The 26,103-nt window shown below is 49.8% G+C and carries 24 protein-coding genes; 7 read left to right on the top strand and 17 right to left on the bottom strand.

Translation table 11 applies throughout. The features are described 5' to 3' along the window. Positions 1–3: 3 nt before the first annotated feature. On the bottom strand, positions 4–2,442 hold the full coding sequence (gene pgaA / locus KTH07_RS16900) for a poly-beta-1,6 N-acetyl-D-glucosamine export porin PgaA (RefSeq protein WP_063162069.1): 2,439 nt from the start codon (positions 2,440–2,442) through the stop codon (positions 4–6). A 668-nt stretch (positions 2,443–3,110) separates the two neighbouring features. Between pgaA and KTH07_RS16895 the strand changes: the two genes are divergently transcribed. Further along, on the top strand, positions 3,111–3,638 hold the full coding sequence (locus tag KTH07_RS16895) for a LuxR C-terminal-related transcriptional regulator (protein WP_015571858.1): 528 nt from the start codon (positions 3,111–3,113) through the stop codon (positions 3,636–3,638). A gap of 61 nt (positions 3,639–3,699) precedes the next feature. Here KTH07_RS16895 and KTH07_RS16890 read toward each other — a convergent pair whose 3' ends face one another. Both KTH07_RS16890 and KTH07_RS16885 read right to left on the bottom strand, forming a co-directional pair. Next, positions 3,700–6,717, bottom strand: a complete 3,018-nt coding sequence (locus KTH07_RS16890; RefSeq protein WP_032619035.1) for an autotransporter domain-containing protein — start codon at positions 6,715–6,717, stop codon at positions 3,700–3,702. A 116-nt stretch (positions 6,718–6,833) separates the two neighbouring features. Then, the gene (locus KTH07_RS16885) at positions 6,834–7,148 is read right to left on the bottom strand and encodes a lipoprotein (RefSeq protein ID WP_017382737.1); all 315 of its coding nucleotides are present in this window, start codon (positions 7,146–7,148) and stop codon (positions 6,834–6,836) included. 175 nt (positions 7,149–7,323) lie between these two features. On the opposite strand from KTH07_RS16885, the gene KTH07_RS16880 reads away from it, so the two are divergent. Further along, positions 7,324–7,956: a response regulator transcription factor gene (locus tag KTH07_RS16880; RefSeq protein ID WP_032619036.1), complete on the top strand. Its 633-nt coding sequence runs from the start codon at positions 7,324–7,326 to the stop codon at positions 7,954–7,956. Continuing rightward, positions 7,953–9,737, top strand: a complete 1,785-nt coding sequence (locus KTH07_RS16875; RefSeq protein ID WP_063162070.1) for a hybrid sensor histidine kinase/response regulator — start codon at positions 7,953–7,955, stop codon at positions 9,735–9,737. Before KTH07_RS16880 ends, KTH07_RS16875 begins: the two co-directional genes overlap by 4 nt. Positions 9,738–9,932: 195 nt before the next feature. Here KTH07_RS16875 and KTH07_RS16870 read toward each other — a convergent pair whose 3' ends face one another. The 6 genes from KTH07_RS16870 to KTH07_RS16845 form a co-directional block, all read right to left on the bottom strand. After that, on the bottom strand, positions 9,933–11,525 hold the full coding sequence (locus KTH07_RS16870) for an endonuclease NucS domain-containing protein (RefSeq protein WP_063162071.1): 1,593 nt from the start codon (positions 11,523–11,525) through the stop codon (positions 9,933–9,935). 221 nt (positions 11,526–11,746) lie between these two features. Further along, positions 11,747–14,143, bottom strand: coding sequence for an AAA family ATPase (locus KTH07_RS16865; RefSeq protein WP_063162072.1), 2,397 nt, complete (start codon positions 14,141–14,143; stop codon positions 11,747–11,749). Positions 14,144–14,381: 238 nt separating this feature from the next. Further along, positions 14,382–14,702, bottom strand: a complete 321-nt coding sequence (locus KTH07_RS16860; protein ID WP_019211386.1) for a hypothetical protein — start codon at positions 14,700–14,702, stop codon at positions 14,382–14,384. A 244-nt stretch (positions 14,703–14,946) separates the two neighbouring features. Continuing rightward, positions 14,947–16,218, bottom strand: coding sequence for an SH3 domain-containing protein (locus KTH07_RS16855; protein ID WP_075606819.1), 1,272 nt, complete (start codon positions 16,216–16,218; stop codon positions 14,947–14,949). Between the two features lie 52 nt (positions 16,219–16,270). Then, positions 16,271–17,391, bottom strand: a protein-coding gene (locus KTH07_RS16850; RefSeq protein WP_085950818.1) for an IS3-like element ISSen4 family transposase whose coding sequence is annotated in 2 segments (ribosomal slippage) — positions 16,271–17,133 and positions 17,133–17,391 — 1,122 coding nt in all. Because the reading frame shifts where the segments join, the coding sequence is not laid out codon by codon here. 49 nt (positions 17,392–17,440) lie between these two features. After that, the gene (locus tag KTH07_RS16845) at positions 17,441–17,761 is read right to left on the bottom strand and encodes a hypothetical protein (RefSeq protein WP_077022317.1); all 321 of its coding nucleotides are present in this window, start codon (positions 17,759–17,761) and stop codon (positions 17,441–17,443) included. A 309-nt stretch (positions 17,762–18,070) separates the two neighbouring features. Between KTH07_RS16845 and KTH07_RS16840 the strand changes: the two genes are divergently transcribed. Together KTH07_RS16840 and KTH07_RS16835 are read left to right on the top strand one after the other, a co-directional pair. Then, on the top strand, positions 18,071–18,982 hold the full coding sequence (locus KTH07_RS16840) for a YafY family protein (RefSeq protein WP_063162097.1): 912 nt from the start codon (positions 18,071–18,073) through the stop codon (positions 18,980–18,982). Continuing rightward, the gene (locus KTH07_RS16835; protein ID WP_063162096.1) at positions 18,975–19,409 is read left to right on the top strand and encodes a hypothetical protein; all 435 of its coding nucleotides are present in this window, start codon (positions 18,975–18,977) and stop codon (positions 19,407–19,409) included. The genes KTH07_RS16840 and KTH07_RS16835 overlap by 8 nt, the downstream gene beginning before the upstream one ends. Before the next feature lie 64 nt (positions 19,410–19,473). Here the strand turns inward: KTH07_RS16835 and KTH07_RS16830 are convergent, their stop codons facing one another. The 7 genes from KTH07_RS16830 to KTH07_RS16800 form a co-directional block, all read right to left on the bottom strand. Further along, positions 19,474–19,866, bottom strand: a complete 393-nt coding sequence (locus tag KTH07_RS16830) for a hypothetical protein (protein WP_063162095.1) — start codon at positions 19,864–19,866, stop codon at positions 19,474–19,476. Positions 19,867–19,928: 62 nt separating this feature from the next. Continuing rightward, positions 19,929–20,255 (bottom strand): hypothetical protein, encoded by a 327-nt coding sequence (locus tag KTH07_RS16825; RefSeq protein WP_063162094.1) that lies wholly within the window; start codon positions 20,253–20,255, stop codon positions 19,929–19,931. 94 nt (positions 20,256–20,349) lie between these two features. Beyond that, positions 20,350–20,568, bottom strand: coding sequence for a DeoR family transcriptional regulator (locus tag KTH07_RS23615; protein WP_072003736.1), 219 nt, complete (start codon positions 20,566–20,568; stop codon positions 20,350–20,352). Then, positions 20,568–21,059, bottom strand: a complete 492-nt coding sequence (locus KTH07_RS16815) for a lecithin retinol acyltransferase family protein (RefSeq protein ID WP_226949293.1) — start codon at positions 21,057–21,059, stop codon at positions 20,568–20,570. The genes KTH07_RS23615 and KTH07_RS16815 overlap by 1 nt, the downstream gene beginning before the upstream one ends. Positions 21,060–21,071: 12 nt before the next feature. Further along, complete coding sequence (locus KTH07_RS16810) at positions 21,072–21,503, bottom strand: DUF2787 family protein (RefSeq protein WP_063162093.1); 432 nt, start codon at positions 21,501–21,503, stop codon at positions 21,072–21,074. Positions 21,504–21,595: 92 nt separating this feature from the next. Beyond that, positions 21,596–22,033, bottom strand: coding sequence for a hypothetical protein (locus tag KTH07_RS16805; protein WP_063162092.1), 438 nt, complete (start codon positions 22,031–22,033; stop codon positions 21,596–21,598). A gap of 3 nt (positions 22,034–22,036) precedes the next feature. Then, positions 22,037–22,411 (bottom strand): hypothetical protein, encoded by a 375-nt coding sequence (locus KTH07_RS16800; protein WP_063162091.1) that lies wholly within the window; start codon positions 22,409–22,411, stop codon positions 22,037–22,039. Between the two features lie 75 nt (positions 22,412–22,486). Here KTH07_RS16800 and KTH07_RS16795 point away from each other — a divergent pair, with 75 nt between their 5' ends. After that, positions 22,487–23,662, top strand: a complete 1,176-nt coding sequence (locus KTH07_RS16795; RefSeq protein WP_063162090.1) for a hypothetical protein — start codon at positions 22,487–22,489, stop codon at positions 23,660–23,662. A 75-nt stretch (positions 23,663–23,737) separates the two neighbouring features. On the opposite strand, the gene KTH07_RS16790 is transcribed toward KTH07_RS16795, so the two are convergent. After that, a protein-coding gene (locus tag KTH07_RS16790) for an IS3 family transposase (RefSeq protein ID WP_100249791.1) occupies positions 23,738–24,900 on the bottom strand; the annotation gives its coding sequence in 2 pieces (ribosomal slippage) (positions 23,738–24,639 and positions 24,639–24,900; 1,164 coding nt in all). Positions 24,901–25,231: 331 nt separating this feature from the next. Between KTH07_RS16790 and KTH07_RS16785 the strand changes: the two genes are divergently transcribed. After that, the gene (locus tag KTH07_RS16785) at positions 25,232–26,086 is read left to right on the top strand and encodes a site-specific integrase (protein ID WP_063162089.1); all 855 of its coding nucleotides are present in this window, start codon (positions 25,232–25,234) and stop codon (positions 26,084–26,086) included. Positions 26,087–26,103 lie beyond the last annotated feature (17 nt).

Below are 26,103 nucleotides of genomic sequence, written 5' to 3'. Positions count from 1 at the left end.
TCCTTAAAAGCGTAAAGTCGCATCTAACGTGACGGAGAGATTGCTCTCGCGTTTGCCGTCGTAAGGGCGCTTATCCCAGTTCAGCATCACGCCAGTATCGACAACGTTGTTCCACTGGATGCGTTGCCCGTAACCCAGCAGGGTAACGGCACCCGCGGACTGATTTTTCTGCCAGTAGCTGCCCCCTCCTGCCACGAACTGCTGGCTCCAGAGGGTGTCGTAGTGGCGGTACATCTCATGGTCAACGGACAGGGCAGCCGTCACGGACAGATCCCGTGCCGGGTTGTAATAGAGCGTATTCCGCAGGCTGTTTTTACTGGCGGCGATCCCCGGTTCGAGATCCAGCGTCAGGGTCGGGGTCTGCCAGAGACGCTCTTTCCCAGAGAGGGTGTATTCCTGACGGCGGTTGTGGTCCGAGAAGCGGCTGACGGCGGCGTTGAACTGGTATTCACGTCGCTCGTTTTGATACCAGCGCACCCCACCTTCACCCCGGTTGGCGCTGATCCCATTGCGTAATGCCCGTAAGGGTGTCGCACGTGACAAGTGTTCGAGGTTACCGCTGACCTGCCAGTTATCACTCAGGCTGTAGGTTGTTGAGAGCCGTGCGCCCGGCCTGTTTGTGCCGTGATAGCGGTTGCTGGAGAGCTCGGCTTCGAGCGTGAGGTCACGTGGGCGCCACTCAACGCCGCCCAACAGGTGGCGGCTGATGCCTTTACCTTCGTCGAAATTCCCCTGGGCATAGCGGGCGCCGGCAAACAGCCGCCAGTTATCCGCCACGGGCGGGCCATAGAGCGTGGCGTCCCAGCTCATGTCGTGGCTACCGCTGACGGGGTTATCTGAGTGCAATCCTTTACCCGCGTTCAGACGCAGCTCAGACATGTGGTGGACCGCTCTGAGCCTGTCCAGGCGACGGGCGCTGCGATCGGCGGGGGCGCGAGCAATCACGTCATCAGCCAGTAAATCCATCTGACGCCACTCCTGAAGGTCCATTGCGACGTAAGCCTGCTGTTTTTCAAGCTCCAGATTCGCGGGTTCAAGCGCCTCTGCTTGTTTAAGCTTTTGCTCGGCCGCGCGCGGCAGGCCTCTGGCCTGAAGCAGGGCGGCATAATCAATCTGTAATCCCTGATTTCCCGGCGCCGTTGACGCCAGACGATACGACAGCTTTTCGGCCTCCGGCAGGGCGTTGGTCGCCAGCAAATAGTTAAGTTTGAGAGACTGTCCGGTGAGCCACCGATCGTTCGGCTGAGCGGTCGGGGATCCGAAATCGTAGCGGGTCCAGGGAACGCTGCGGGTCTCGCGCTCAACGTAGTGGCGGGCGGTCTGATACTGCCCCGTATCCAGCCAGGCGTAGAAAAGCGCATGCTCCTCATCCTGCGGATCGGAGGCGTAGTGTGGATAGCGTTGCACAAGCGAGAAGGCGGCGACGGTGTTTTTCTCCTGCAAATATGCCGAGATCACCCAGCCGATGGCCCAGTCCGGTACCGGATGCTGTGCGGCCGTCAGCGCCTCATATTCGCTAATGACCTGCCGGTAATTACCCTGCGCATACAGGGCGCCAAGCCGATCGATACGTGCAAGGACGACGTCTTCAGCCGCCTGCGGTTCGTTTTGCCAGCGGGAAAGCAGGGCGTGATAGCGATCTAACGCGTTTTGTGCCAGCCGCAGGCGCTCTTTCTCCGTTCTGCCAGGCACATCCGCCAGGCGTACCCTTTCAGCCGCGGCGTTACGCTCAAGGCGGCGGCGCTCCGCGGGAGACATCGCCGCGCTTTGCGACAGCCAGAGTGCAGGCGTGCTTACCCGATTTTCCGTTAACGCATCGATCGTCTCGCGAAGAAGGGCATTATTCCCGGGAGCGGCGTTCAGTGCACGCATGTCCGCCAGCAGCCGGTCCCCGTTTTTTCCCTGGCGCATCCAGACATAGGAGAGCGTCTCAAGGTGCGCGGGAGAAGGATTGTCCTTAACCAGCCGCCGGGCTTCCGAAAGCGCGAGGCGATCTCTGCGGGCATCGGCCAGGGTCTTAACATAGCCGATGCGGTAATCGTCGTTATCTGGCGCAAGGCTGAGCGCCTCTTTCCACAGCGATAAGGCGGATGGCCAGGCTTTTTGGTTTCTTCTGGGCTGGGCGACAGCAGCGATGGCGCGAGCGGGCAGCGGCATATAAATACCATAACGCTGCCAGACCCGGATAACCTCATCATCGCGTCCTGCCCAGGAGGCTACCTGTAACCAGTCCGCAACCTGTCCGGGTGTTAAAGCATGCTGTTGCTCATAGCGCTGTAGGTAATCAAGAAACAGAGCGTAATTACCGTTACGTGCCTGTTGTATCTGATGCTCATAAACGGATTCATCAGCCTGAACCAGAACAGGAAAGAGTAAAAGCAGGAGCAATAATATTGTGGTGCGATAAAAGAATAACGTAGTGAAGCTAAGCGATCTTTCCATATCTATTTGCCATTTGTTTATCGTGAATCCATTGCATAACACGGCCGCCTTTTAACTCTGTGTTAAAGGGCATAAAGGAGAACATTAAATCTGAATGATGCTACGTTATGGGGTACTTACTTAAAGGTAATTATGAGCCCTCATCTCAGTGGTCTGATTGGGCTTAATGTACACCCGATATGTTGGGGGATAAATAAGTTGAAAAGCGGCTGGGAGGTTTTGAGATAATTCTGGAAGAAGTAAGTTTTTTAGATAATTCAGTGCAGGATTGTTCTTTTTAACTGATTGATGTTAAATGTTTTTTCTTTTGCTGCTTCCTGTTTTTTTATATTAGAAATGAAGTTCTGCTGAGTTAATTAAAGTACTTTCTGGTGCATGTTTGGGAAGTTTCATGACAAAAATTCTTAATGTTCAGAGAAGTGACTTTTCTGAAATTCTTTTTTATTTATAATTAACGCCAGGCATTGAGTGATAGTCTACAAAAAGTCTAGCTCACCAATGTCATATTGAGGGATGATCAAAGCCAGAAAACATTTTCCGTTAATGTAAAGCGCTATAAACGAAAGCGTTCTTGTTTCTTAAGAGGCGGGCTTGCTTTAATCTAAAAGGGATGGTTAGTGGCGACTTCAATAGTGTTAGTGACTCAGGATTGTTTCCTTGTCAGGGGGATGCGGCTATTTTTCCCGGATATAATTTGCCTCAGTTCGATAGACAGAAACATATTTGATACCGACGCAAATGAATATACTGTACTGATTGATAGCCGTACGCCGCTCCGTTTATATGATTACCTGATACGCCATCCGGCCAGAACGAGAAAAACGATCTGCTGCGTTATGCTGGATATGCGTCCTCGAGAGGAGGATCTTCTCAGTATGAAGCTGTTTATGAACACGTCGCTTACGGCTCCGGATATGGCGTCGTTATTCAATCTGGTGCTTGATATGAAAGGCAGGCGTCTGACAACCAAATGGCTGCTTAACTTACGGCTGAGTCGACACGAAGCGATAATGATCAGGTTGCTGAAGGCAGGGAGGTCAATGGAAGAGATTGCAGATAAGCTGGATATGTCGGTTAAAAGCCTCTATCGCAAGCGAACGGTGCTGTCGGAGCGGTTAGGAGCAGGTAACTTCAACGAGGCGTGTTTGTTTATCTTTAAAAACAAACTGCTGGACGCGGTTGGGAACGATCCCTAGCTTCGTCAGAAGCCAAAAGCAGAAACCCGCCACGAGGGCGGGTTCTTTTAATGGAAATAATTCAGAACGACCAGCGCAGATTGGCGTTAACAGAGTTGACGCGGGTATCCGCACCATATTGTCCCTGGTAACCCACATCCAGCGTCGCAGCACGCGACAGCTTTACGCTCACGCCGATATCACCGACCATCACATCCTCATCCACGGCCTGTCCCTGAGTAATGAACGCGTCGCTGCCCGCAAACGCCATGCGCGAAGAGGTATTCTTATCGCCATAGGCGTGCTGCCAGCCCAACGAACCGTAGAGGTTAACGTGCTTCGGCAACTCGGTCACACCGCGCAACCCGAGTGTCGTATAGAAGGTGTTCATCGTTTCGTTACGGACGCTCAGCGCAGCGGCACCGCCGTCTTCCCTGAAGCTGTCGGTATGCAGCCGGATGTACGATAAATTGACGAACGGCTCAATATTCCTGTCTGGCTGGCCGAAACGGTAGCCCGCTTCGGTGAACGCCAGCAGGGAGTTCGCGTCGTAATCTGACTTCAGCCGATCCGAGAAGCCGCTGAAATCAACATTGCGCTCGCCTTCGATCTTGTGCCAGGTGTAACCCAGCGCGCCGCGAAGGGAGAACGCATCCTGTTGACCCGCCGCATACAGACCAAGGTGATAGTTGTCGGTATCCGTTGAGGAGCGACGGCTGTCGACGTCATAATCACCCCGGCTGTAGCCGAAGTAGCCGCCGACACGCACGTTATGGTCCGCCAGTTTGCGATCTGCCCCCAGCAGGAAGCCGGTGGTGTTGCCGTCCAGCTTGCCCACGTTACCGTCGCCGCTGTTTCGGCTCCAGGAGCTGAAGGTCTGGCCCCAGACGCCATTGTTTTGCGGCTCCGGCTGCTGCACCAGCGACATGGCTAACGGTGGTATCGGCAGGCTGTCGTTATCAAACGCGCGCTGCATCCGCTGGTTTAACACGTTAAACACCTGCGTGCTGCCAGCGATCAGGTTGGACTGCATTGACGGATAAACTTCACCAGAAAGCTGGTTGAACGCCTCGCGCGCTTCCGGTGCGCTTAGCAGAAGCAGCGAGTTATACAGCGCCAGCGACGGGCCGCTTTGCGTCAGCGTGGAGAGCGCGCCAGCGGTATTCCACTGGTTGCTGCTTTGGGCCACGGTCTGGAAAATGCCCGGCTTGCCGCTGCCCGGGTTTTCACCGCCAGGATTCTCACCGCCCGGGTTTTCACCTCCGGGGTTTTCACCACCAGGATTCTCACCGCCAGGATTTTCGCCTCCGGGGTTTTCACCTCCAGGATTCTCGCCACTGGTCTCTTTCTGCGCGATGGTCAGATCGACGGCGTTGGTGCTTTGCTTAAGCGCCACGTCGAGGAATGCGGATTTGGAGATCGCTCCGGCGAACTCACCGTCGATTCCCCCGTCGGAGGTCAAAATGCGGTAGCTTTGGCCCGTTTTATAGCTGGTTTGCGGATCCAGCGCGGTGACCTGTACCTTAGCCTGATTGCTGATGGTGGTTTTGCCCGATACCAGTAGCTGGTCGCTGCGGCCATCTCCTGCGATATCGACGTCATAGAAGGATTCGCCGATAAAGTTCAGATAGCGTTTCAGCGTCAACGTACCGATATTGCCGTCGCCGGGCGAGATATGTCCGCCGGACAGGATCTCGGTCTGACCCAGCGTCCCGTTGCCGCCCAGCGTGCCGCCGGACTTGATTGACGCGGCGCTGCTATAACCCACCCCGTTGCTGACGTCTGAACCCGCCGTCGCGTTGAGGATCAACGTGCCGCCGTTCTCCGCGCTAAGGGTCTGGACGTCAAAGATATCGTCTTCTGGCTGGGTATTAATATTGCTGGCAATGATGACTTTACCGCCCCGCGCGGTTACGTTCGCCTTGAGTGCGGAAAGTTCGCCGTTCAGCGTCGTCTGCCCGGAGGTGTTGATCACATCACCTTCACCGCTCATCGTGTTGCTGAAGAGGTAATTTCCGTCGGTATGGTTGAAGTAGACATAGCTGCCGAACAGTCCGCCACGAAGGCTGATTGCCGTCTTCGCATCGAGGGTACCTGCGCCGCCCGCCGTGCCAAGCGTTGGCTCAGTTAAACCCGTGCCGGTGTCCATATTGCCGCGGCTGCCGATGATGAGCGCACCCCGGTTCGAGCCGGAACCCGATGTCCCCACGATCAGCGCATTGCTGCCAGCGGAAAATGAACCGCCGTCAATCACAGACAGCACGCCATTGCCATAATCGCCCACGCTCACGCTGCTGCCGCTGGTAAAGCGCGAGTCCTTGCCCGCAATAACCAGTTCGGCGGTTTTCCCTGCGCCGGAGACGCCCGCCACCTGCACGCCGCCAACGTTAACCACCCCGCCGTTCAGCACGTCCAGGTCGCCATATAGCGTCAACGTACGGCCAACGTTCCACTGTGAGCCGCTCCCCGTGACGGTGGCTTTCGGGCTCAGCGTGTCGGTTTCACCCGGCCCGGTACCGTTGCCGATGCGCGCATCGTAAGCGGTGCTGAGCGCCGCGCCGTCTTCAATCGCAAGCGTGGAGCGTGCGCCCAGATCGGTGCCTACGCTAAGAAAATTACTGGTCACACGAGAGCCGGCACCCGTAGCGATAAGGTGGCTGTCGTAGCCGCGGGTGGTGCCGACAACGATCTCCTTCGCGCTCGCCAGCGCGCCCTCTTCGACTCGCAGGGTGCCGAGGCCAAGATTCAGGTCGCCGCGCAGGACGTACCGATCGTTCACCGCGTTAAGCTCAGCGTCTGGCCCACGGACCGTGACCACGCTTTCATAAATTTTGCCGTCGAACAGCCGACCGATATTGATGTTATAGGCGGTGATTTTGCCATTATCGATCAGCAGGTTTCCGCGTTGGTTACGTCCAACATAAACATCTCCGGTGTAACCCAGCGTTTCGGTAATACGCGACTCGCCATCAAAAAAGGCATCGGCTGCACGCGCGACATCGGCAGGTAAAAACAGTAACAGCGGCGCGGAAAATAGAGCGAGGTAAAGTCTGGAAAGCGGCGTCTTAACCGCTAAAGAATGCGATGTAGAGTTATTCACGGGCTATCTCCGTACTCATTAGCATGATGTCAGGAACATCGTTTTTATATGAAAACTCAGATACGTCAGATAAGGTAAAAGGCGTTATTTATGTACGCCTTTTAATGTGGTGCTAATTATTTATGTGTGACAACTGGTGTACAGGTTGGCGCGCTCAGCGTCGGTGCGGATCCTAAAATTCCCGGCATCATCATCGATGAACAATCGAAAATACGCCCTTTTTCTGTCGTGGCGCGATAAGAGAGTTTTTGTCCTCCCAGTGCGTCCGGCTGGGCGCCATTAACGTTGGATACGGTTATTTCATCCGATGAGCCCAGTCCCAGCATTTTAGCGGTCTCCGCCTGTAGGAGTGGAATAGCCTGATCGGTTTTCAACGTGGAACAACCGGCTAGCATCAACGTAACGGTTAAAACGATTAGTGGTTTTTTCATAAATTATCCTTGATATCCAACCAGTTAATTTCACTGATTGTATTTATGTTTTCTTTTACCCAAATCAGCGAATAATATATTTCTCTTTCCTAATCGAAAAAACCCTCCTAAAGTAGGGTGGGTAGATAATAATTCATCTGTACTCTAAGATATGCGAAGGTAAAAGGAGGCTCCTTTGGGACAGAATTATGCGTTAGTCGTTGATGACCATCCATTGGTAGCAAGCGGCATCGCCAATTTTCTGATTACACATTGCCATTTTAAGCAGGCGTGTGTGGTGACGAATGAGGATGATTGCTACCGCCAAATTAGGGATCATGGCCCGCCACGTTTGCTGGTAATCGATTTTTGGCTCTCTTCCGGAACGGCCCTGAAATTACTCAAAGAAGTAAAGCAACTTTACCCACAGGTACGACTCCTGGTGGTCAGCGGGGATGACAATAATGATATCTGGCGCAAAGTTCATGCCGCCGGGGGACACGGTTTTGTATTGAAAAGCGAGCCACCTGAGATGTTCTCGCGGGCCGTTTTCGCACTCACTGATAATCAGACCTGGTTTCCTGAGGGAAACGAAATTTCCGTTAAGACGAATAATGAGAAGTTAAGTAAATTTAACTTAACGCCGCGACAAATAGACGTGTTAAATATGATTATGCGTGGCCTGCCAAATAAACGCATCGCCGCCCAGCTTTCAATTTCTGAGCCCACGGTCAAAGAACACATCAGCAATATATTGAAAAAGATAGGCGTTAACAGCCGGGTCGAAGCCATCACGCTTCTGCATGGCAAGCAGGAACCGTCGGAATGAGGTTTTTCCAGAGCTTACAAAATGATGGTATCTCTGCTCCGGCGCAGATCCGTTTGCTAAACAACACCTTTCTGCGGCTGGTATTCAGCTTTAGTGCGGTACCCTTTGTTGGTATTCCTTTCGCCATCTGGATTTATATGCTTGGGGATGAACTCGGCCCGACGATTATCTGGATAATTATTTATCTGCTATGTGCCGTGGCGATACGAATATTGCACCGACGCTATCAGCGTGAAGCGAAAGAAAACGGTGAAAGGGACGTTCTGCGACGCTGGCTTCCGCGTATTAATAATATTGCCTTTATTCACGGGCTGGGAATTTCATCACTCTATTTAATTACGCCACAGACGCAGAATTTTGACTTTTTCCTGTTACTTAATATCAGCATTGCCGCCATCGTCGCCGCCAATGCGACGCATCTGACGCCTGTCATCAGTACCTTTACGCGTTTTTTCTTCGCCTCCTGGGGGGTGCTGAACCTCGGTATTATCTGGCGGCTGGATGAGTTGATGTTCATCGTGCTCATGCTGAATCTGCTTTACGGCTTCGCGATTTACCGCCATGCGTTAACTTCCCATGCGTTCTTTATTCAGCAAGCGCTGCTTGAGGAAAAAAGCTCACGCCTTGCGGAACAGTTTCGTCAGGCCAAAGAGGACGCGGAGCAGGCATTGCTGGATAAAAATCAGTTTCTGACCACCGCCAGTCACGATCTGCGCCAGCCCGTACACGCAATGGGCTTTCTGATCGAAGCCATCCTCCACCGAAACCGGGACGACAGCCTGACGCCGCAACTCCTTGACCTTCAGCAGAGCGTTCGCTCGGTGCATTTAATGCTCAATTCTCTGCTCGATCTGAGCAAAATAGAATCCGGGAATGTCCTCTCTGCCCCGACCAAAGTGGATATCGGTGCTCTGCTCGACTCGGTCATCACGCTGTTTCGTGAAGAGGCCAACAGCCGCGCGCTTAGGCTGTGCATCCGGCGGCCTAAACGCCGTATCGACGTGATGGGCGATCCACTGCTGGTGCGACAGTCCCTGATTAACCTGATTCAAAACGCCCTTCGCTACACGCTCCAGGGCGGGGTGCTGGTCGCCATCCGACCGCGCGGTGACGAGTGTATGGTGGAGGTGTGGGACACGGGAGTCGGTATCGCCGATGAAGAGAAGGGCAAAATCTTCTCACCTTACTACCGCCCCGAGCTGGCATGGAAGATCGACAGCGCCGGACACGGGCTGGGGCTGGCCGTCGTTGCCCGTTGTGCCAAGCTCATAAAGGTAAAATACGGGATGCAATCCATTGAAGGTAAAGGCTCACGCTTCTGGATGCGCTTTATCCAATATGCTGGCGAAGATAGCGTGCTGGACACCCCGCCCGCCGCTGACAACACCGCCACGCCGGTACGCTATGCGCCGCTGCACGGTTCCTGCCTGGTCGTCGATGACGACCCGCTGGTGACGTCTGCCTGGGAGAGCCTGATGAGCGTCTGGGGAATCGACGTACGCTGTGCGGCCTCCGCTGAAGAAGCGTTTGCCATCATCGACGACGGCTTTACGCCGTTCGCCGTGCTGTGCGACCAGCGCCTGCGATCGGGCGAAAGCGGCTTCGACATCCTGAAAGCGCTTTTTGACCGTCTGCCGGATATGAGCGGCGCGATAGTCAGCGGCGAATTTAATTCACCGGTTCTGCTGGAGGCGGAGCAGGAGGGTTACCTGGTGCTTCGCAAGCCTCTTGAGCCGGCTAAACTGCATGCGCTGCTGACGCAGTGGTCGGGGTGTCATTAAGGGAATGCAGAAGTGTCGATTCTGGCGGGTTCAGAATGCAAAAACGGACCTCCGTGGAGGTCCGTTAATATAAATTTTGGTGCCCGGACTCGGAATCGAACCAAGGACACGGGGATTTTCAAAACTCGAGTCAGATTTAGAGAGAAAATGTTAGAAATTTAAGTATTGAATCATTCCCTGATGAGCTGTGAATTTTCAGTTTTTCATCCGAGTTTTCAACATTGTCGAGAACTCAAAATCAAAACTAGCTTCGTTACTGATAGCATTCGACATGAAATCCTGACAAGACAGAATTTCGATATATTCCTTTCGAGGACTTTTTCTCTGAGAAAATGAAAGTCCTTGGAAAATAATTGGTTGAGCTGGCTCTTCATTGTCAAGTTTATCCTTATGAAGCAGAGTGTAGTTCAATCCCAATAATTCCATAATTTCCCCATTCAGTGAACGGATCGATCCAAATTGACGGTGAAACATAAGGCTGCCAGCATCACCATCAAAATAAGTATCAACCATATCCTTCCAGTTTGGACTATGTCTGTTCCACTCTATTACGCCTACAAATACTTCCTCGTGGTCCGCAAAGTTGAGCTTCACTATAAGATAAGGAAGATATCTCTGAGGATCAAATGGGGTCCAGACTAACGTTTTCAATATGTCGTCATTTGAGAAGGTTTTCAGTTCAAGAGATTCTGCTTTCCTATGAAGGGCATGGGCGACGATACTATGCACATTAGTCCTCCAGATTGGGTTAAAGAAAAACACTTCATCAGTAGCAGTTAAAAGCGCATCAATCTCGGGCTTAGACGCTAAAGATGCAACGATATCCATATTGTAGGTTGATCCACCTTGCATTCCTCGCAACTCAGCCAGTAGATCACGATCCGACAAGTTAGCTTCAACGAAAAGTCCAAACCGAATGATCTCAACATCTTTAACCATATCATCTGAGAGCCAATACTGAGCTTTTTCCGGGTGGGAAATCTGTAATCCTTCTGCATCCATTTTTTCATATAATGAGATTTCTTCGTTGTCCTCCCAGACTTTGTCGGCGAGTTCACCTAGAATGTCACTGGGCTCGGACATACCCTCCAACCATTCATTAAACTCCTCTAAATCTTCTCCGAAGAAGCGTCTATTTATGATTTCTTGGTAGAATTCAGCACTTTCCTCTTGTTGAGAAAAATATACAAGATGCGAGATGCCATGACTTCCATCGGCGAGCGTTATAACGGCGAAGATGAAGTTGTGCAGACCGATTCTCTGCATGTATTGGGTCCCAGCTTGCGCGCCAGCACGAGCTTTTTTAATATCGTTATATTCCCAAATGAAATGTCGCCGAGAGAAGGATCTCTCAGCCTGTTTTGGTAAAGGAGAAATCCATTTGATGTGTTCTGGGAGCCCATCGTTCCCCAATGAGATTTTCCCACCTTTCAGGGCGTAGCGAGTGTTATGATAGAATTCAGAAAAAGGAGTCAGCAATTCGTGCCATTCGACTGATAGTATGATCAACCTATACTCGGTCGATTTAATCAGAGATCTTGCGCGAACCAATGCTGCATACTTGGCTAGTTCTTGTAGGCCTTGACGTGCAGCAGCATCCGATTTTTTTATTTCAATGATAACGATTCGCCCTTTCTGATCACGGGCGAAAATATCAACGAAACCAGAGGCCCCATTGTCATTCTTTAAATACTGCTCTTTTTTCTGCAGCATCAATCCTGGCTCGATCATGTCGAGATTTTTGGCTAAAAAATCGCGAATGTCTGCTTCACTTTTGGCTATTTTCATGACTTACACCGTATGTTTTTCTAAAAATACCATCTATCTGTCGAAAAAGAGTTTTTATGGGGAATGCCCTCAAAATGTCGATGTATACATCACTAGAACCACTGCATGCTAATCATTAGAGGGGTAGATCGCAGCCGGTACTCTTCCGGCGTCTTTGAGAGACGCATTCCAGACCCGAATGGTGCCTCGCTCACCGTTAAAAACTCTTTGTGCTCTGTTTCCTAAGGTGTCCTTGGTGGTTCGCCAATGCTTTTTAACAGGGAGTTGTATTGATGCGGATCTGCTGCATAAATTTTGTCCAATACGTAGTTTGCCACCTTGGAAATTTCTGGAATCTCCACAGGTCTGAATCCACGATCTGGGATCGATTCGAGATGTGAAAACTCGTTGTTAAGTCTATTCACAAGAGCTATCGCAGTCGGATCCTCATCGCCAAAGAATTTCTTGATCCGTTCAAAAGCATCGTTCTTGTCATCTTGGTGGGGGAACTTAAAGAATAAAAAAGCCTCAAGGAACTTACGGAGGTTGTTACCAAATCCATAAAATGGTTCATGAGATTCATTCGCTCCACCTTGATTACGGCACTTGTAGATCTGATGAAATAGGTAGTTGAATTCTGTGATGTAGTCTCGCAGATACGAAGGCATCAGGGAAATCTGACTTGCCCCTCCGTTTCTCTCCACGATGAAATGTTGGCATCCGCCGTGATTCTTCTCATTCGGAAGTGATATTTTCTTTAGATACTTCAAGAAATCTAGGTTGTGGGTGGATATAAAAAGCTGCTTGTAGCGAAAGCTGTTAGTTCCATCTGCATTCTTGATGGGTTTCGCAATCAGGCTTTCAATCAAGCTGAACATGAAGAAGATGTGATTCCCGTCTAGGCTGGAAATTGGGTCATCTATATAAATGATCAGATCCTTACCTTTGCTGTCTGGCTCTTCCAGCTTGGCTATGAAGTAGCAGAAAGCAATCAGACTGCATTCGCCTTCGCTCAAGTTGTAGGCTGATTCACCATCTCTTGTGACTTCAAACTTAACCGAAGTCTGCTCAACATTGTCTTTGGCTTCAAGTTTGATGCCATCGTGACCAAAGAAGTGACTGAGCAGGTCATTCACTCGCTTCGCGCCCTTGCGTTCATCCTTCTGTTGGCCCTGTAGGCGGGTCACTTCGGCTTCTTGTTTGATAATTTCGACTTCTGCCTCGGTAAATGCAGTGTTGGCAGTGTCAGCATCTGTTTTAAGACTGGCAATACGGGTCAACTCAGTATCGTAGGTAATGTCTCCGATAAAGGAAGCCACATCGGTAAGTCGAAGAGATTCGCGAGCAGTATTTTTATCTTTTTCCAGTGAACTTGTACGGCTGTTGTTTCTACTGATCAGATTATTGATGTCGCCTACGCATCGCTGAATTGCATTCGAATCGTGAATGTAGACAGGTATGGCAACCTGTTGAAAAATGGTGTTCTTTCTCTTATCCAATGCAGCCTTCAGAGTTTTGATATCCTGCATGTAGCTATTCAGGTATTCAGCAAGTTCTCTCTTGCTGGCTTCAAATAAGATTTTTTCTTCTGCATAGAACTTATCACCAGTCAAAGTCAAGAAGTTAGGAATGGCTTGGATTTCACTGGCGATGGAAGTCAGGCATGAATCGATACACGACTCCAGATCCGAGGATTCTTTACTGAAGTGAGAGTCTAATACCTGCCAGATGTCATGAGGAAGGTTCTGACGACAGAAGGCGCAAGTGTCCCGCTTATCTTTATGTAGAGGTATGCCTTGCTTCACCCACGTTTGAAGAGCCGCCTCATTCAACAGTTCCTGAATCGCCGTAGTTGGCTTGATCGATCTTGAAAGGAGTTCTTCAGCCACCTTTTTTATTGACTCAAAGTTGAGGCTTATCGATACGGTATCAGCGATATCAGGTAAGGCTTCTTGCTTCAATAGGTTGACCTTGGATGCTTGTTCTTCGGTTGTCAGCGGTATGAAGCTAGGTTTTTTGACTGAGTCAATGTCTCTTTTGATGCTGTCTATATTGTAAACAGCAGGGCCGTAGATGCGGTTCTGCTTAATCTTACTGTTGGCATGAGAACGAAGTTTGCCTTCCAGAGCATCAGACGCAGTATTATGATTGCCCTTCGTTCGATCTCGTTCTTTCTTTTTAGCTTCAAGTTCATGTCGGAGGCCTGCCTTCGACTCAACACTGCCTAGCTTAGTTTGGATTGCGATAATGGCATCTTCGATCTCTTTATTCTTTTCACCAACGATAGCAAACGTCTTGATCTCTCCGTCGGTTTGATTGACCAAAAAGCTTAGGTTATCGCTCACAAAGTCCCGATTGTAGACCCGAACATCATAGCCATGACCGGCAAGGCCTACCGGTGTCACATCACCTTTGTCACCACGAATAGTGAAATTTGGATCCACGTAGTTATGTGGAATGCGCCCCGTTTCCAAAGCGCGGAAAATCCGCGAGAGTGTAGTTTTACCAGAGTAGTTCCGTCCGTAGAGGATGTTGAGCCTCTTGAAATTCTGGACATTGTTACCTGCATCCTTAAGGCTCTTTCTCCAACTGAGGCCCGCAAAACTACCGAAACTATCGATGTCAACCTGACTGAACATGAACACTCCCTTAGCGCTGGCTATTGGCTGCCGATTTGCAAGTGAAACAGATCGTTAGATAGTTTACTCCGTGCTTGAGGAAGGAGTGAATAGGTTATTGATATAAGAAAGGAATTCTTATATCTGAAGCGGAATTCAACACCCATCTAAAGATCCCTTTCAAACGTTCATCGACAGAGTTAGGGTATAAAGCCGCTAAATAGCGGCTGCAAGATAACCTTGATGCAGACAATAGAACTCAGCTGTACTGGCCCCAATCCCTATCAATTACCCATGCTGGACGCCATGAAACAAAGGAACTAGGTTCAAAATGATCGCCTGTATCAATCATATACTCGATACGTTCTTCCCTTAAAGGGAGGGTGTGATTAGTTTTATCGCTCTCAAAATCCCAAACCCAATATCGTGGGATCCCATCTTTGATTCTAGTTCCGGCAGCGTGATCCATTGGTGCACATACTCTTTCAATGTAACGCCCATCGTCTTCAGAGTAGAATCGTATTCTTAGTTTCTTTTTGGTATGTATAGCGTCTATGAACACATCATGCTGGTTGTGCATAACCCTTTCCTTACGTAGTCAATTAAAGATAAAACTCCTTAAAATACGATACCTATCTTAGGGTTATCACAATGGTAGATCTGTGGCCAAACGCTCGAAAATGACACGATTCCTTATTTCCATCTCGATAAATTTGTTGGTACAGTATGGCAATCTGGTTGCGTATCAACGTGATGGGTTGTGGTATAGGTAATGATTTACATTATTGACAGTGTCAACATTACTTACTGCACTCCTTTCAGAGCTATAGACCTAACTTCTTGGTATAACTTCTATTCACCCATCCGAACGTTTTTTCACCATGAAATATGACTTGAATATACAACCATTGTCTATTCGTAGAGTCAATTACTGCAATTGCTGTATTTTTATTTAAAGTCTCAATCACATCGGCGCTCATCGATGGTTTAGTCCTCATATTTACGTTGTCAGCGGTGATTAGTCGAAACTTATTTAGTTCTTTCCAGTTAATATCTGGGTTGGATGATATTATCTCTTTTTGGGTGATAGGATGCTCATTTAAAAGAGAGGACACATAGCTTTCTGTTTTATTAATTGCAATCAAGATATATTCCTTGCCAGCATCAGCAACGATACTTAATAAAACTTCACAAAGAATCCATGTGATTATTTGTTGAATAAATGGAGGGAGCGCATGGAATTGTTCAAAGATAGTTTTTTTATTACTTATTCTCGAAGAATGGGAGGTAACAACTTCGCTTAATTCTAACGCATCACCAATAACAGAATTATCCACATTCTGAATATTAATAATGCTCGTCATTTCCTTGCCAACAGGTGAATTACTCCAAGCTAATGCGGCTGTTAGGAAAGAATTATCTATAAGCGTCTTGTTTGGTGGGTTGTAGCTTGAGAAAGTTACTACTTTTCTAGCCATTTCTTCCATGGTAGAGTTAAGTTTCCAACTTAACAAACTATGGTTGTTTGACGAATTTGATGTGTCAGCAATGGCTTTAGCCATTTTTCCAAGACCAGAATCGACGATAGTGCTGAATAAGTTACCATCTAAAAATGATGTACTTTTCCTTATTTTTAACACATCAGTTATATTCACATTCTGTGATTCTAATGCTGAACTTAGCATGGTACTGATGCTTGGTATAGCAACAGCACTCATTGCATCTGCAATCGTATTTCGTTGTAACTCAAGTGCATAACGAAGGGATTCGTTGATACTTGGCATAGCAACCGCTTTCATGGCCTCAGTTATTGCACTGTGCTGTGCCATATTAGCGCGTAGTGATTCACTTACACTCGGAATAGCAATAGCCTTCATAGCTTCGGTTATCGCACTATGTGATGTTAGAGCAGAACTCAGAGATTCGCTGATACTGGGCATAGCAACAGCCTTCATGGCTTCGGTTATCGCACTATACGATGTCAGACTAGAACGCAATGATTCGCTGATGTTGGGCATAGCAACAGCCTTCATAGCCTCGGTCATTGCACTATGCGATGTCAGACTAGAACGCAATGATTCGCTGATGTTGGGCATAGCAACAGCCTTCATGGCTTCGGTGACCTGCCCCCACGATTAGATACAACACTCAGTTAGTAACGTCGGAATCTTCATTCTCAGAATGACCCTTTCTCCAGCCCGCTGCAAATTCAGACGGTGTCTGATAATTCAGCGTGGAGTGCGGGCGGCATTCGTTATAATCCTGCCGCCAGTCATTAATAATTTTCCTGGCATGAACGATATCGCTGAACCAGTGCTCATTCAAACATTCATCGCGAAATCGTCCGTTAAAGCTCTCAATAAATCCGTTCTGCGTTGGCTTGCCCGGCTGGATTAAGCGCAACTCAACACCATGCTCAAAGGCCCATTGATCCAGTGCACGGCAAGTGAACTCCGGCCCCTGGTCAGTTCTTATCGTCGCCGGATAGCCTCGAAACAGTGCAATGCTGTCCAGAATACGCGTGACCTGAACGCCTGAAATCCCAAAGGCAACAGTGACCGTCAGGCATTCCTTTGTGAAATCATCGACGCAGGTAAGACACTTGATCCTGCGACCGGTGGAAAGTGCGTCCATGACGAAATCCATCGACCAGGTCAGATTGGGCGCCGCCGGACGGAGCAGCGGCAGACGTTCTGTTGCCAGCCCTTTACGACGTCTTCTGCGTTTTACGCCCAGGCCACTGAGGTGATAAAGCCGGTACACGCGCTTATGATTAACATGAAGCCCTTCACGGCGCAGCAACTGCCAAATACGACGGTAGCCAAAACGCCTGCGCTCCAGTGCCAGCTCAGTGATGCGCCCTGATAAATGCGCATCAGCAGCCGGACGGTGAGCCTCATAGCGGCAGGTCGACAGGGATAAACCTGTAAGCCTGCAGGCACGACGTTGCGACAGACCGGTCGCATCACACATCAACATCACGGCTTCCCGCTTCTGGTCTGTCGTCAGTACTTTCGCCCAAGAGCCACCTGAAGCGCCTCTTTATCCAGCATGGCTTCGGCAAGCAGCTTCTTGAGTCTGGTGTTCTCTTCCTCAAGCGACTTCAGGCGCTTAACTTCAGGCACCTCCATACCGCCATACTTCTTACGCCAGGTGTAAAACGTGGCATCGGAAATGGCATGCTTGCGGCAGAGTTCACGGGCGGGTACCCCAGCTTCGGCTTCGCGGAGAATACTGATGATCTGTTCGTCGGAAAAACGCTTCTTCATGGGGATGTCCTCATGTGGCTTATGAAGACATTACTAACATCGGGGTGTACTAATCAACGGGGAGCAGGTCATCGGTTATCGCACTATACGATGTCAGACTAGAACGCAATGATTCGCTGATGTTGGGCATAGCAACAGCCTTCATAGCCTCGGTCATTGCACTATGCGATGTCAGACTAGAACGCAATGATTCGCTGATGTTGGGCATAGCAACAGCCTTCATAGCCTCGGTCATTGCACTATGCGATGTCAGACTAGAACGCAATGATTCGCTGATGTTGGGCATAGCAACGGCCTTCATAGTCTCAGTCATCACACGTTGCTTTTTTTCTGTTAGTTCGCGAATCCTGATATTAGATTTATTTTTCATATTATTTTTCCCGTCTTTTTACCCTCCTAATATGCCATATTTTGAACTTAGTCTTCATTCCCTATGTGGGGGTTATCACTGCAATCCTCACAGCCCTTTTGCAACTACCATTTTAATCGTCCCGCAGGCATACATCTCCCTGCTTTATATAGTGCGTTAATAAGTACAGGTTGAGTCCAATTTTAAATTTCATGATAAGTAATTGTTTTGCAATGCATTTTGTTTCTATGCGCATTTGTTATGTACGGACTCATCCTGTCCGCTCCTCTGTTGATAATCCATTCCTGCTTCAGTAACCCGGATGCCGGAATGGATCGACACGACAAACTTGGATACCGACTAGGATTGATACTGACGCGCCTCAACAATGGCGAGTCACTGACCGTGAGTGGTCTTGCTGACGAATTTAATGTTTGCGAAAAAACAATACGGCGAGATCTGACCGAGCGACTTGCTTATCTGAATCTGCTTCGACAGGGCAAACAGTACCGACTGCCTAAAGGTATTCTGGGGCAACGCAGCAACACGGATTTGCGTCGTTTTACCCGCATTCTCGGTATTGAAGGGTTGTTCCCCCGCTGGGAAGATCGTCTGCTGAATGTGCTATTGGGTGATACCGAAAACAATCCCTTCCTGATCAAGCAACGCCCTTATGAGAATTGCGGTGCTTTCATGTCTACCCTGAATGCCATTTCCGGGGCGATTCAGGCATCCCTGAAAATTGCGTTTACCTATAAAGACAAGATGTTTTCTGCCACTGAACCTTATCGTGTCGTGAATGACCGAGGGCTCTGGTATCTAGCCGCCCGGCACGAAGGAATGTTGAAGAGTTTTGCAGTTTCCACGATGACCCATGTGCAGGTCAGCAATATGCGATTCAGTCTTGATCCCGTTGTTAGTCAGCAAGTGGAACTTGCGGAAAGCATCTGGTATGGCGATGAACTCACCGAAGTGCTGATCGCTGTCTCAGCCCGTGTGGCATCCTATTTCTCTCGCCGCAACCTTTATCCAGGTCAGGAAATTATTCATACAACACCAACCGGTGATTTGCTCATTATTTCCCGTGTGGTGCATCCCCGGCAGATTATTCCTCTAATCAAATACTGGTTGCCTGAGGTGGAAGTTATTAAGCCAGCGTCCATCCGCAATCAAATTATTGACGACATGCGCAGTGCGCTCACCCGATATGATGAAATGAATGGAGATTCTTCAGATGAATAATGAAACAACTTTATACGACGATAATGACGTGGAAAACGCTTTTGAGGCGCTTGCAGTGAACTTACTGAGCGGGTTGCTGGGGGCGCATGATAATGCGCAAAATGCCGAGTTGAAAGACTGGCTGGACAGTCCTTTCCCCGTTCAGCCAGAGGTTTTACTCAAACATGCCGCATTTATCTGTGAGCGATTTCAGGCGGGGGACGACAGCCACCTGCTGATGCACGGCATTGATGAACAACTGGCGGCAATGACGCTTTCCCGTAAGGAACGCTTCAGCCCTATGAATAAAGGGATGGTTGGATATTCTGCTCCTCGTGACCTGGAGAAAGTGAATGCGCTGCTGAAGGTCATTATCACCTGGTATGAGTGCGAAATCGTCCGGCTGAAGGTGAAGTATGGCGAAATCACGCCACCGGGCAAAAAATAAACCGCACCAGCGAATCATTGATAAGGGAGAGCACAATGCTCTCCCTTATGTTATTGATTGACCATCACAACTTGACTATGCCACTTTTTAGCGCCAGCCGGACACACTTATTAGCTTCCTGCATAATGACATCGTGTGGATACATATTCATTGCACGATACCCGTCTGATTTCGCCATCTTTCCTTCCATGCCCGCATTATCCAGAATGGCTTTCCACGCATCGCGTATTTTCTTCGAGTCCTTTTCGCCCACGCCGCCGGAAAGCGTGCCAAACAGCTCCTTGTTGTTGTCGCCAATATTTTTGTATTCCTTTGCATCCGGGTCCAGCAGCATGGCCATTTGCGTTGACTGACGGGTGGCTTCATAGCAACGTCCTGCTGTTTCCAGTGAGATTTGAGCGGCGGATGCCGATGCAGATACCGCCATAATGCATGTGGTGAGAATGATGTTTTTCATTAATTTAACCTGTGAAAAATGGAGAGATTTGAATTCAGTTATTGTTAGCGTCAGGCTGATGACTATTCATCGCCTTTGCGGTTGGCGGCTTTGCTGTAATAGCTGACGCACTTATCCGCGAAAGCGGCCTGCTGGTATGCCCGGGGCAGTTCATTTTCCAGCGCATTGAAGTTTTCATTAATGGATTCCTGGTCAACGTCGTGGCGGGCCAGTTCGTTGTGCAGCCAGCTTTTGGTGAAAGATATGTCACGTCCACTGGACTCCATCAGGGTTTCATTCCCCTTTAGCGCCAGATAGCAAATCACCCGGTTTTCAACCTGAACCAGCCCGGCATGAGCGCTGACAAGCGGGATGAGCGAGATAAACAGCGCAGTAAAAATCTTGTTCATGATGTTTTTTCCTTAAATAACAGGCCATGCGGGATACCGCAGAATGAGCATATCGGGTGGGTGGGACAGGTTATGACCACAGGGGAAAGAATTTTCAGCGATGGATGAAGGCGCGTCGAAGTGGTGCTGAGAGTCGCCAGCAACCCGGTGATGTGGGCTCCATGATGCAGCCCATGCGGGCAAGGTCACGGCGGGCCGTGCGGGGTGAAATCCCGAATAGTTGAGTGAGTACGCGGACAGAAAGCGTCTTTCCCTGACAGAGCAAAATGACGCAGTGGCAGAGGCGTTCGGCAAGTTTTTCAGCGCGGGCCATTAGTCCTCCCATACGCGCCAGGTATTGCCGCGTTGTAGCCGTTTCAGCTGGCGATGCAGGACCACGGCGTTATCCGGTCTTCCGGTCAGGCACTCCGCTGTGAAGCGGTGGCAGTTCTCCTTCAGCAGGTGATACTGACGTCTGGAGCCCAGCGCTCGTAATGCCCGACCGGCTGCGGCAATATTTCCCACGGGCAAGCGTCCCTGACAATCGGTATAGACCGACATGGCAGGGTTCAGGCCATTCAGTCTGGCCATAAACCCTTTGCGGTCGCTGCAAAGCACTTCACCATCACCGGACAGATGCACAATCCGGTTGTTGCCGGTGTAGATACCGCTGTGAGTGACATAGCCACCTGCCAGTTCGCACCAGACGATGCCGCCTCTTGCCGGTTCATCCACCGTGTCACGGATAACATTGTCGGTGAAGCTTTCAGCCAGACTGAACAGAGACCGGTACATCGCCAGCCGGGAAATGAGCGTGAACAGCATAATGCCTCCTTATCAGTCCGGGGAAACGGTGACGGTGAAGACATCCATCGCGCAGTACGCCACAAAATTATCCTGCCAGAGCGTCCAGAACTCGCTCAACTCGCGGTTTACAGGCAGCTCCCCGATAAGGCGGTGCCAGGCATAGCGCTGTGGCCAGCTGATATCGAATTCCTTTGCCAGTTCGGGCCAGACTCGGCCCTGCCAGCTGAAGTCGGTTAGGTAATCGAGCTGCCATATTTCAGGGTGTTCGCTGCGGATAAGGCGAATTTCTACCGGATGCCAGCCGCCGCTTTCAGCGCTGTACGCCGGGTCGCGAAAGTTCAGCACGACATTCTGACAAGTGTCAGGTAGTGCCGCGAGGTGGGTGGCTATCAGCGCGATAAACTCGTCACTCAGAGGGAGGTCAAGTGTGGGCTGATGCAGCGTGGGTGAATAAGGGGTCACAGATAATCTCCTTTAAAGCGATATAAATTGGGTTGCCTCAGACAGTACAAAGATCATGAGGGAATGGGTAAGAGCCAGGGGGATAAAGGGGGTCAGGCAGAAAGGGAGATTGTCAGCAGTTTTTCCAGTCGCTTTTCCCAGTCCGGGTAACAGCGATGGCTGAACGCCCCGCCTGAACCCTCTTCGGTGAGACAGATATCAGCACAGCGAAGAATGGCGGCGAGGAAACCCGCATTATTGCGGCTGGCGCTGGTAAACAACGGGCGCAGAGCCGTGGAGGTGAAATCACCGGCTTCATGGGCTTTCAGAACGCCAGATATAGCACTCAGGGCAATCCATTCCCGGGAGAACAGACCGCCACTGTCGTTGGCGGTAATGCGCAACCCCCGTTCCCCGTCCAGATTTTCAGTCATCTCCCAGTGCAACTGGCCAGTGGAATGCGGATTAATTTTCTCGGCCTCACCAGTAAGAACGCAGAGGTCGTTTTGGGTTTCAGCGGTGGAGGCTGGAGCGGGTTTGGTCTTTTTCATCGGTTAATATCCTGAAGGTTCAGCCATAGCGATAAGTTCAGCAGCCCCGGTAAAGGTCGCTGAAGGTGGAAACAGCAGATAAAAGCCCTGCCCTGAGTCACTGAGAATGGTCAGGGCAAGAAACAGCGAAGCATCCAGACGAATGACGTATTCGGCATTGCAGGCCAGATGGTGCAGGTAAGTGGTCAGTTGTTCAGAAAGGTGCTTCTCCTCGCGGGGAAGCAGATACAGCAGTTGGGTTTGAGTTTCCTCCCACAGCGCCGTTGCCGCAGTGAGGCTGCTGTCAGCGCATTCAGTGAGTTCGTTTACCAGTTGCAATTGCTGAACCGGTGACACGGGCAGGCAGAAAGCGTCTGCCGGAGACTGTATAATGTGCATTGCGGTGTCCTTATTAATAATGGGCACCAGAATAATATGTGTCTGATTTGAATATTTATTACAGGGAGAATACGTATGAGTCTGGATAAGGAACTGAATGATTTTCTGGCAAAACTGAGAAAGCATCAGGATATACGTTATCTTCAGGGTGTCACGCCTGCGACCTTGTTCCGTTTTTTAAATGGCAGCGTCCATCTTAGTCACATCGCGGAACCGGCCAAAAATTCCGTGCTGAACGTTCTGCAGGACCCGGATCAGGCTGATTTTATCTCTTCCTTTTTTTCCGATTTACGTTACCGGGGGAAGGGGCTAAAAATACAGGCCTTCAGGGATAGCCTGATGTGGAGTTATATCCGGCTGTATCACCCGCAGCACCTTAAGGTGAATATTTATCATGATGCTTATGTTTTTAATCAGATAAATGCACTGGAGACATTCTTTGATACTTATTGTTCAGGCACCAGCGGCGTTTATTTTCCGGCAATGGATAATCTTTATGCAAATGGCAGCCTGTCTTTTTTCCCCACTATCAGGGGCCTTTCACATTCTCCCTTTGACCGTCGCACGTGTAATGATGCCCTGAAGACCATCCGAAAGACGGGGATGGACTCTCTGTATGTGCTGGATAAGGATTTAATGAAGGTACTGAGTTTTTCCGCCCAGGACGGGATACAGCAGGTTATGCAGCTCTGCCAGCCGGCGGATCCGGCATCGGCGACAGCGATTATTGAATATGCGCTGCAGCTGTACCGGGAATGCAGAAAGGATGCTGATGATTTTGCAAATAACTTTTCTGTCAGTGATTACAATGAAAAAAGAAAGGTGCTGGAAAAGAAAATCGCCTTTGATACCGTTTTCCTCTATGTGCTGTTGACCGACTTTTGTGATGCAGCCGGGTTTGGGGCCTTTGACAAAAAGGCGCTGAACACGATTAAGCCTGTCCGGCCAACACTTTCCTATATAAAAAACCGTTTCGGTTTATCCAGCGATAACGTTCTTTCCCTGCAAAAAAACATTGTCGTGAAGGCGGTGCTTTATGCTGTGCTGAAAAGAATGCAGGCAGATAGCAGTACGCAATATACCCGGCTACGTTTTCTCCGGGAGATTGATAAACATTATGCCTGGCTGGATGCAAATACTTCTCGCCGGAATGAGGATATAAACAAGCTGATAGACAGTGACACCCATGAGCATTGTATCAAAGCGCTGTGGAATGTCAGAACGTCTGTTGAACTCTTCACTGTCGGGTAGCCACATACCCCGCACCGGGGCCGCTGGTCCGTGTGCCCGGTGCTGTGATCCTACCCGCGTAATATGGACACAACCCTAAGCGAGGTTCTGGTTTTCAAATTGTTCCGGACTAAGACCGCCACAGGCACTGTGACGACGCCACCGATTGTAATCACACTCAATATAATTAAACACTGCTGTCCGCATGATTTCCCGGCTGACAAAGTCCTCTCCGTGGATACATTCCACCTTCAGCGTATGGAAGAAGCTTTCCGCACAGGCATTGTCGTAACAACAACCTCTGGCGCTCATACTCCCCCGCAGATTGTGGCGTTTCAGCAAGCTCTGGTAATCCGTTGAACAGTACTGACCGCCTCTGTCTGTATGCACGATGACGTTTTCCGGACGTTTACGCCGCCACAGCGCCATCTGTAACGCATCGCAGGCAAGTTGTGCTGTCATCCGTGAGGACATCGACCAGCCAATGACTGACCGCGACCACAGATCGATAACCACGGCCAGATAAAGCCAGCCTTCACCAGTGCGAAGATACGTGATGTCACCCACCCACTTCTGATTCGGGCCGCTGGCGTAAAAGTCCTGCTTCAGCAGATTCTCTGAGACTGGCAGACCATGTTCGCGGTAACTGACCGGACTGAACTTTCGTGAAGCTTTCGCCCGTAGCCCCTGACGACGCAGGCTGGCAGCCACGGTTTTCACGTTGAAGCGGTAACCCTGGGCACGAAGCTCATCCGTCAGGCGTGGCGCTCCATAGCGTTGTTTTGCGTCACTGAATGCTTCCCGGACGACGTTATCACAGACAAGGCGGAACTGCTGACGCCGGTTTACCTGATAACGACGCTGATGCCAGATGTACCAGCCACTACGGGTAACCTGAAGTACACGGCACATGGCTTTGATACTGAACTCAGCCTGATGTTTTTCGATGAAGACATACTTCATTTCAGGCGCTTCGCGAAGTATGTCGCGGCCTTTTGGAGAATGGCCAGTTCCTCATCCCGTTCTGCCAGTTGACGTTTCAGACGGGCGATCTCAGCGGACATTTCCTGCTCGCGTTCAGAAGAAGAGAACTGATTTTGCTGTTTGCTTCGCCAGTTGTAGAGCTGTGATTCATACAGGTTAAGTTCGCGGGCGGCAGCTGCCACCCCAATGCGTTCAGCCAGTTTCAGGGCTTCCTGACGAAATTCAGGAGTGTGCTGCTTGCGTGGCTTTTTGGTGGTTGATGTTGGTTTTGTCATGTGAGTCACCTCTGGTTGAGAGTTTACTCACTTAGTCGCGTGTCCACTATTGCTGGGTAAGATCACTGTGCACCTGTTACATTCGACATCACATCTGGTAAATAAAAGCAAGCGTCTGAAAAATTAACCGTCTGTTTTTATTGGTTTTTTTATGTGGGCTGGACATGAAATCCCGGTATTTAATCCGGGCTGACTGGCTTCCCATAAGAGAACGGCTCCGATAAAGTTAGCCCCGTGCTGTAGACGGAAGCACACACCTTAACGGCGTTACACTAACGGAGGATAATTAATATGAAGACATTATGCCTTACCCTGAATACTGCTGACTGTGATGAAGCTTGCTGACTTGTTCTTGAGGTATCTGGAATACTCCAGAATACACAAGAAATCTTTTGCCTCAGACCAGTCAAAAGTTAATAACTACTTTTTGCCGAAACTGGGGCATATTGACCTGGATATGATAAGCAGGCGTGATATTGCTGATTATATCCAGGGGCTTAATGGCCTGAAGCTCTCAACGCGAAATCGCCACATTTCGCTACTCAAGGCCATTTTTACCTGGAGCGTGGAGTTTAATTATATTTCATCGTCTCCGGTAGCCGGATTTAAAACATTCCGGGAACCGGCATCATTACGGCGGGCTATGGAGCCGTCGCAATTTTCTGCCTTTATGCTGGTGCTGGATGATGACATTAAGCAGGAGCCCCGGGACACGCTTTTAATTCTGGCTTTTCTTGCGCTGACCGGCATGAGGCTGGGCGAGGCGCGCTCTGCTGATATAAAGAATATTAACATGAGCAAGAAAACACTGTTCCTCAATGATACAAAATCAGGGGATTCGAGGCTAGTACCCTTATGCCAGAAAGCAATGGATATTGTTCTGCTGCAGATGAGCAGATATGGCAATGCGGGGCTGCTTTTTCGCTCGGGAGCCGGTGGCAGAGTCAGCGAGCCCCGACGGCTTATGACGGCAATATGTGAAAGGGCGGGGATTGAGCGCTTTACTATCCACGAGCTTCGCTATACCGCTGGAAGTGCAATGCTGGCTGCGACCCGGGACGTTTATGCCGTTAAACGGTTTCTCGGACATAAATGCATTAGTACGACCACTTTATATGCGCAGTACTTTGGCATTCAGCAGCACGACGATGTCGAACGCGCAATGGCGCTGATGCTGAACCGCTGAGAGTAGTTATTAAACCT

Source organism: Enterobacter cloacae complex sp. ECL72 (assembly GCF_019056635.1).
Lineage (GTDB): Bacteria > Pseudomonadota > Gammaproteobacteria > Enterobacterales > Enterobacteriaceae > Enterobacter > Enterobacter hormaechei_C.
The sequence above is the reverse complement of the archived record's forward strand: the minus strand, read 5'-3'. Positions and strand labels throughout refer to the sequence as shown.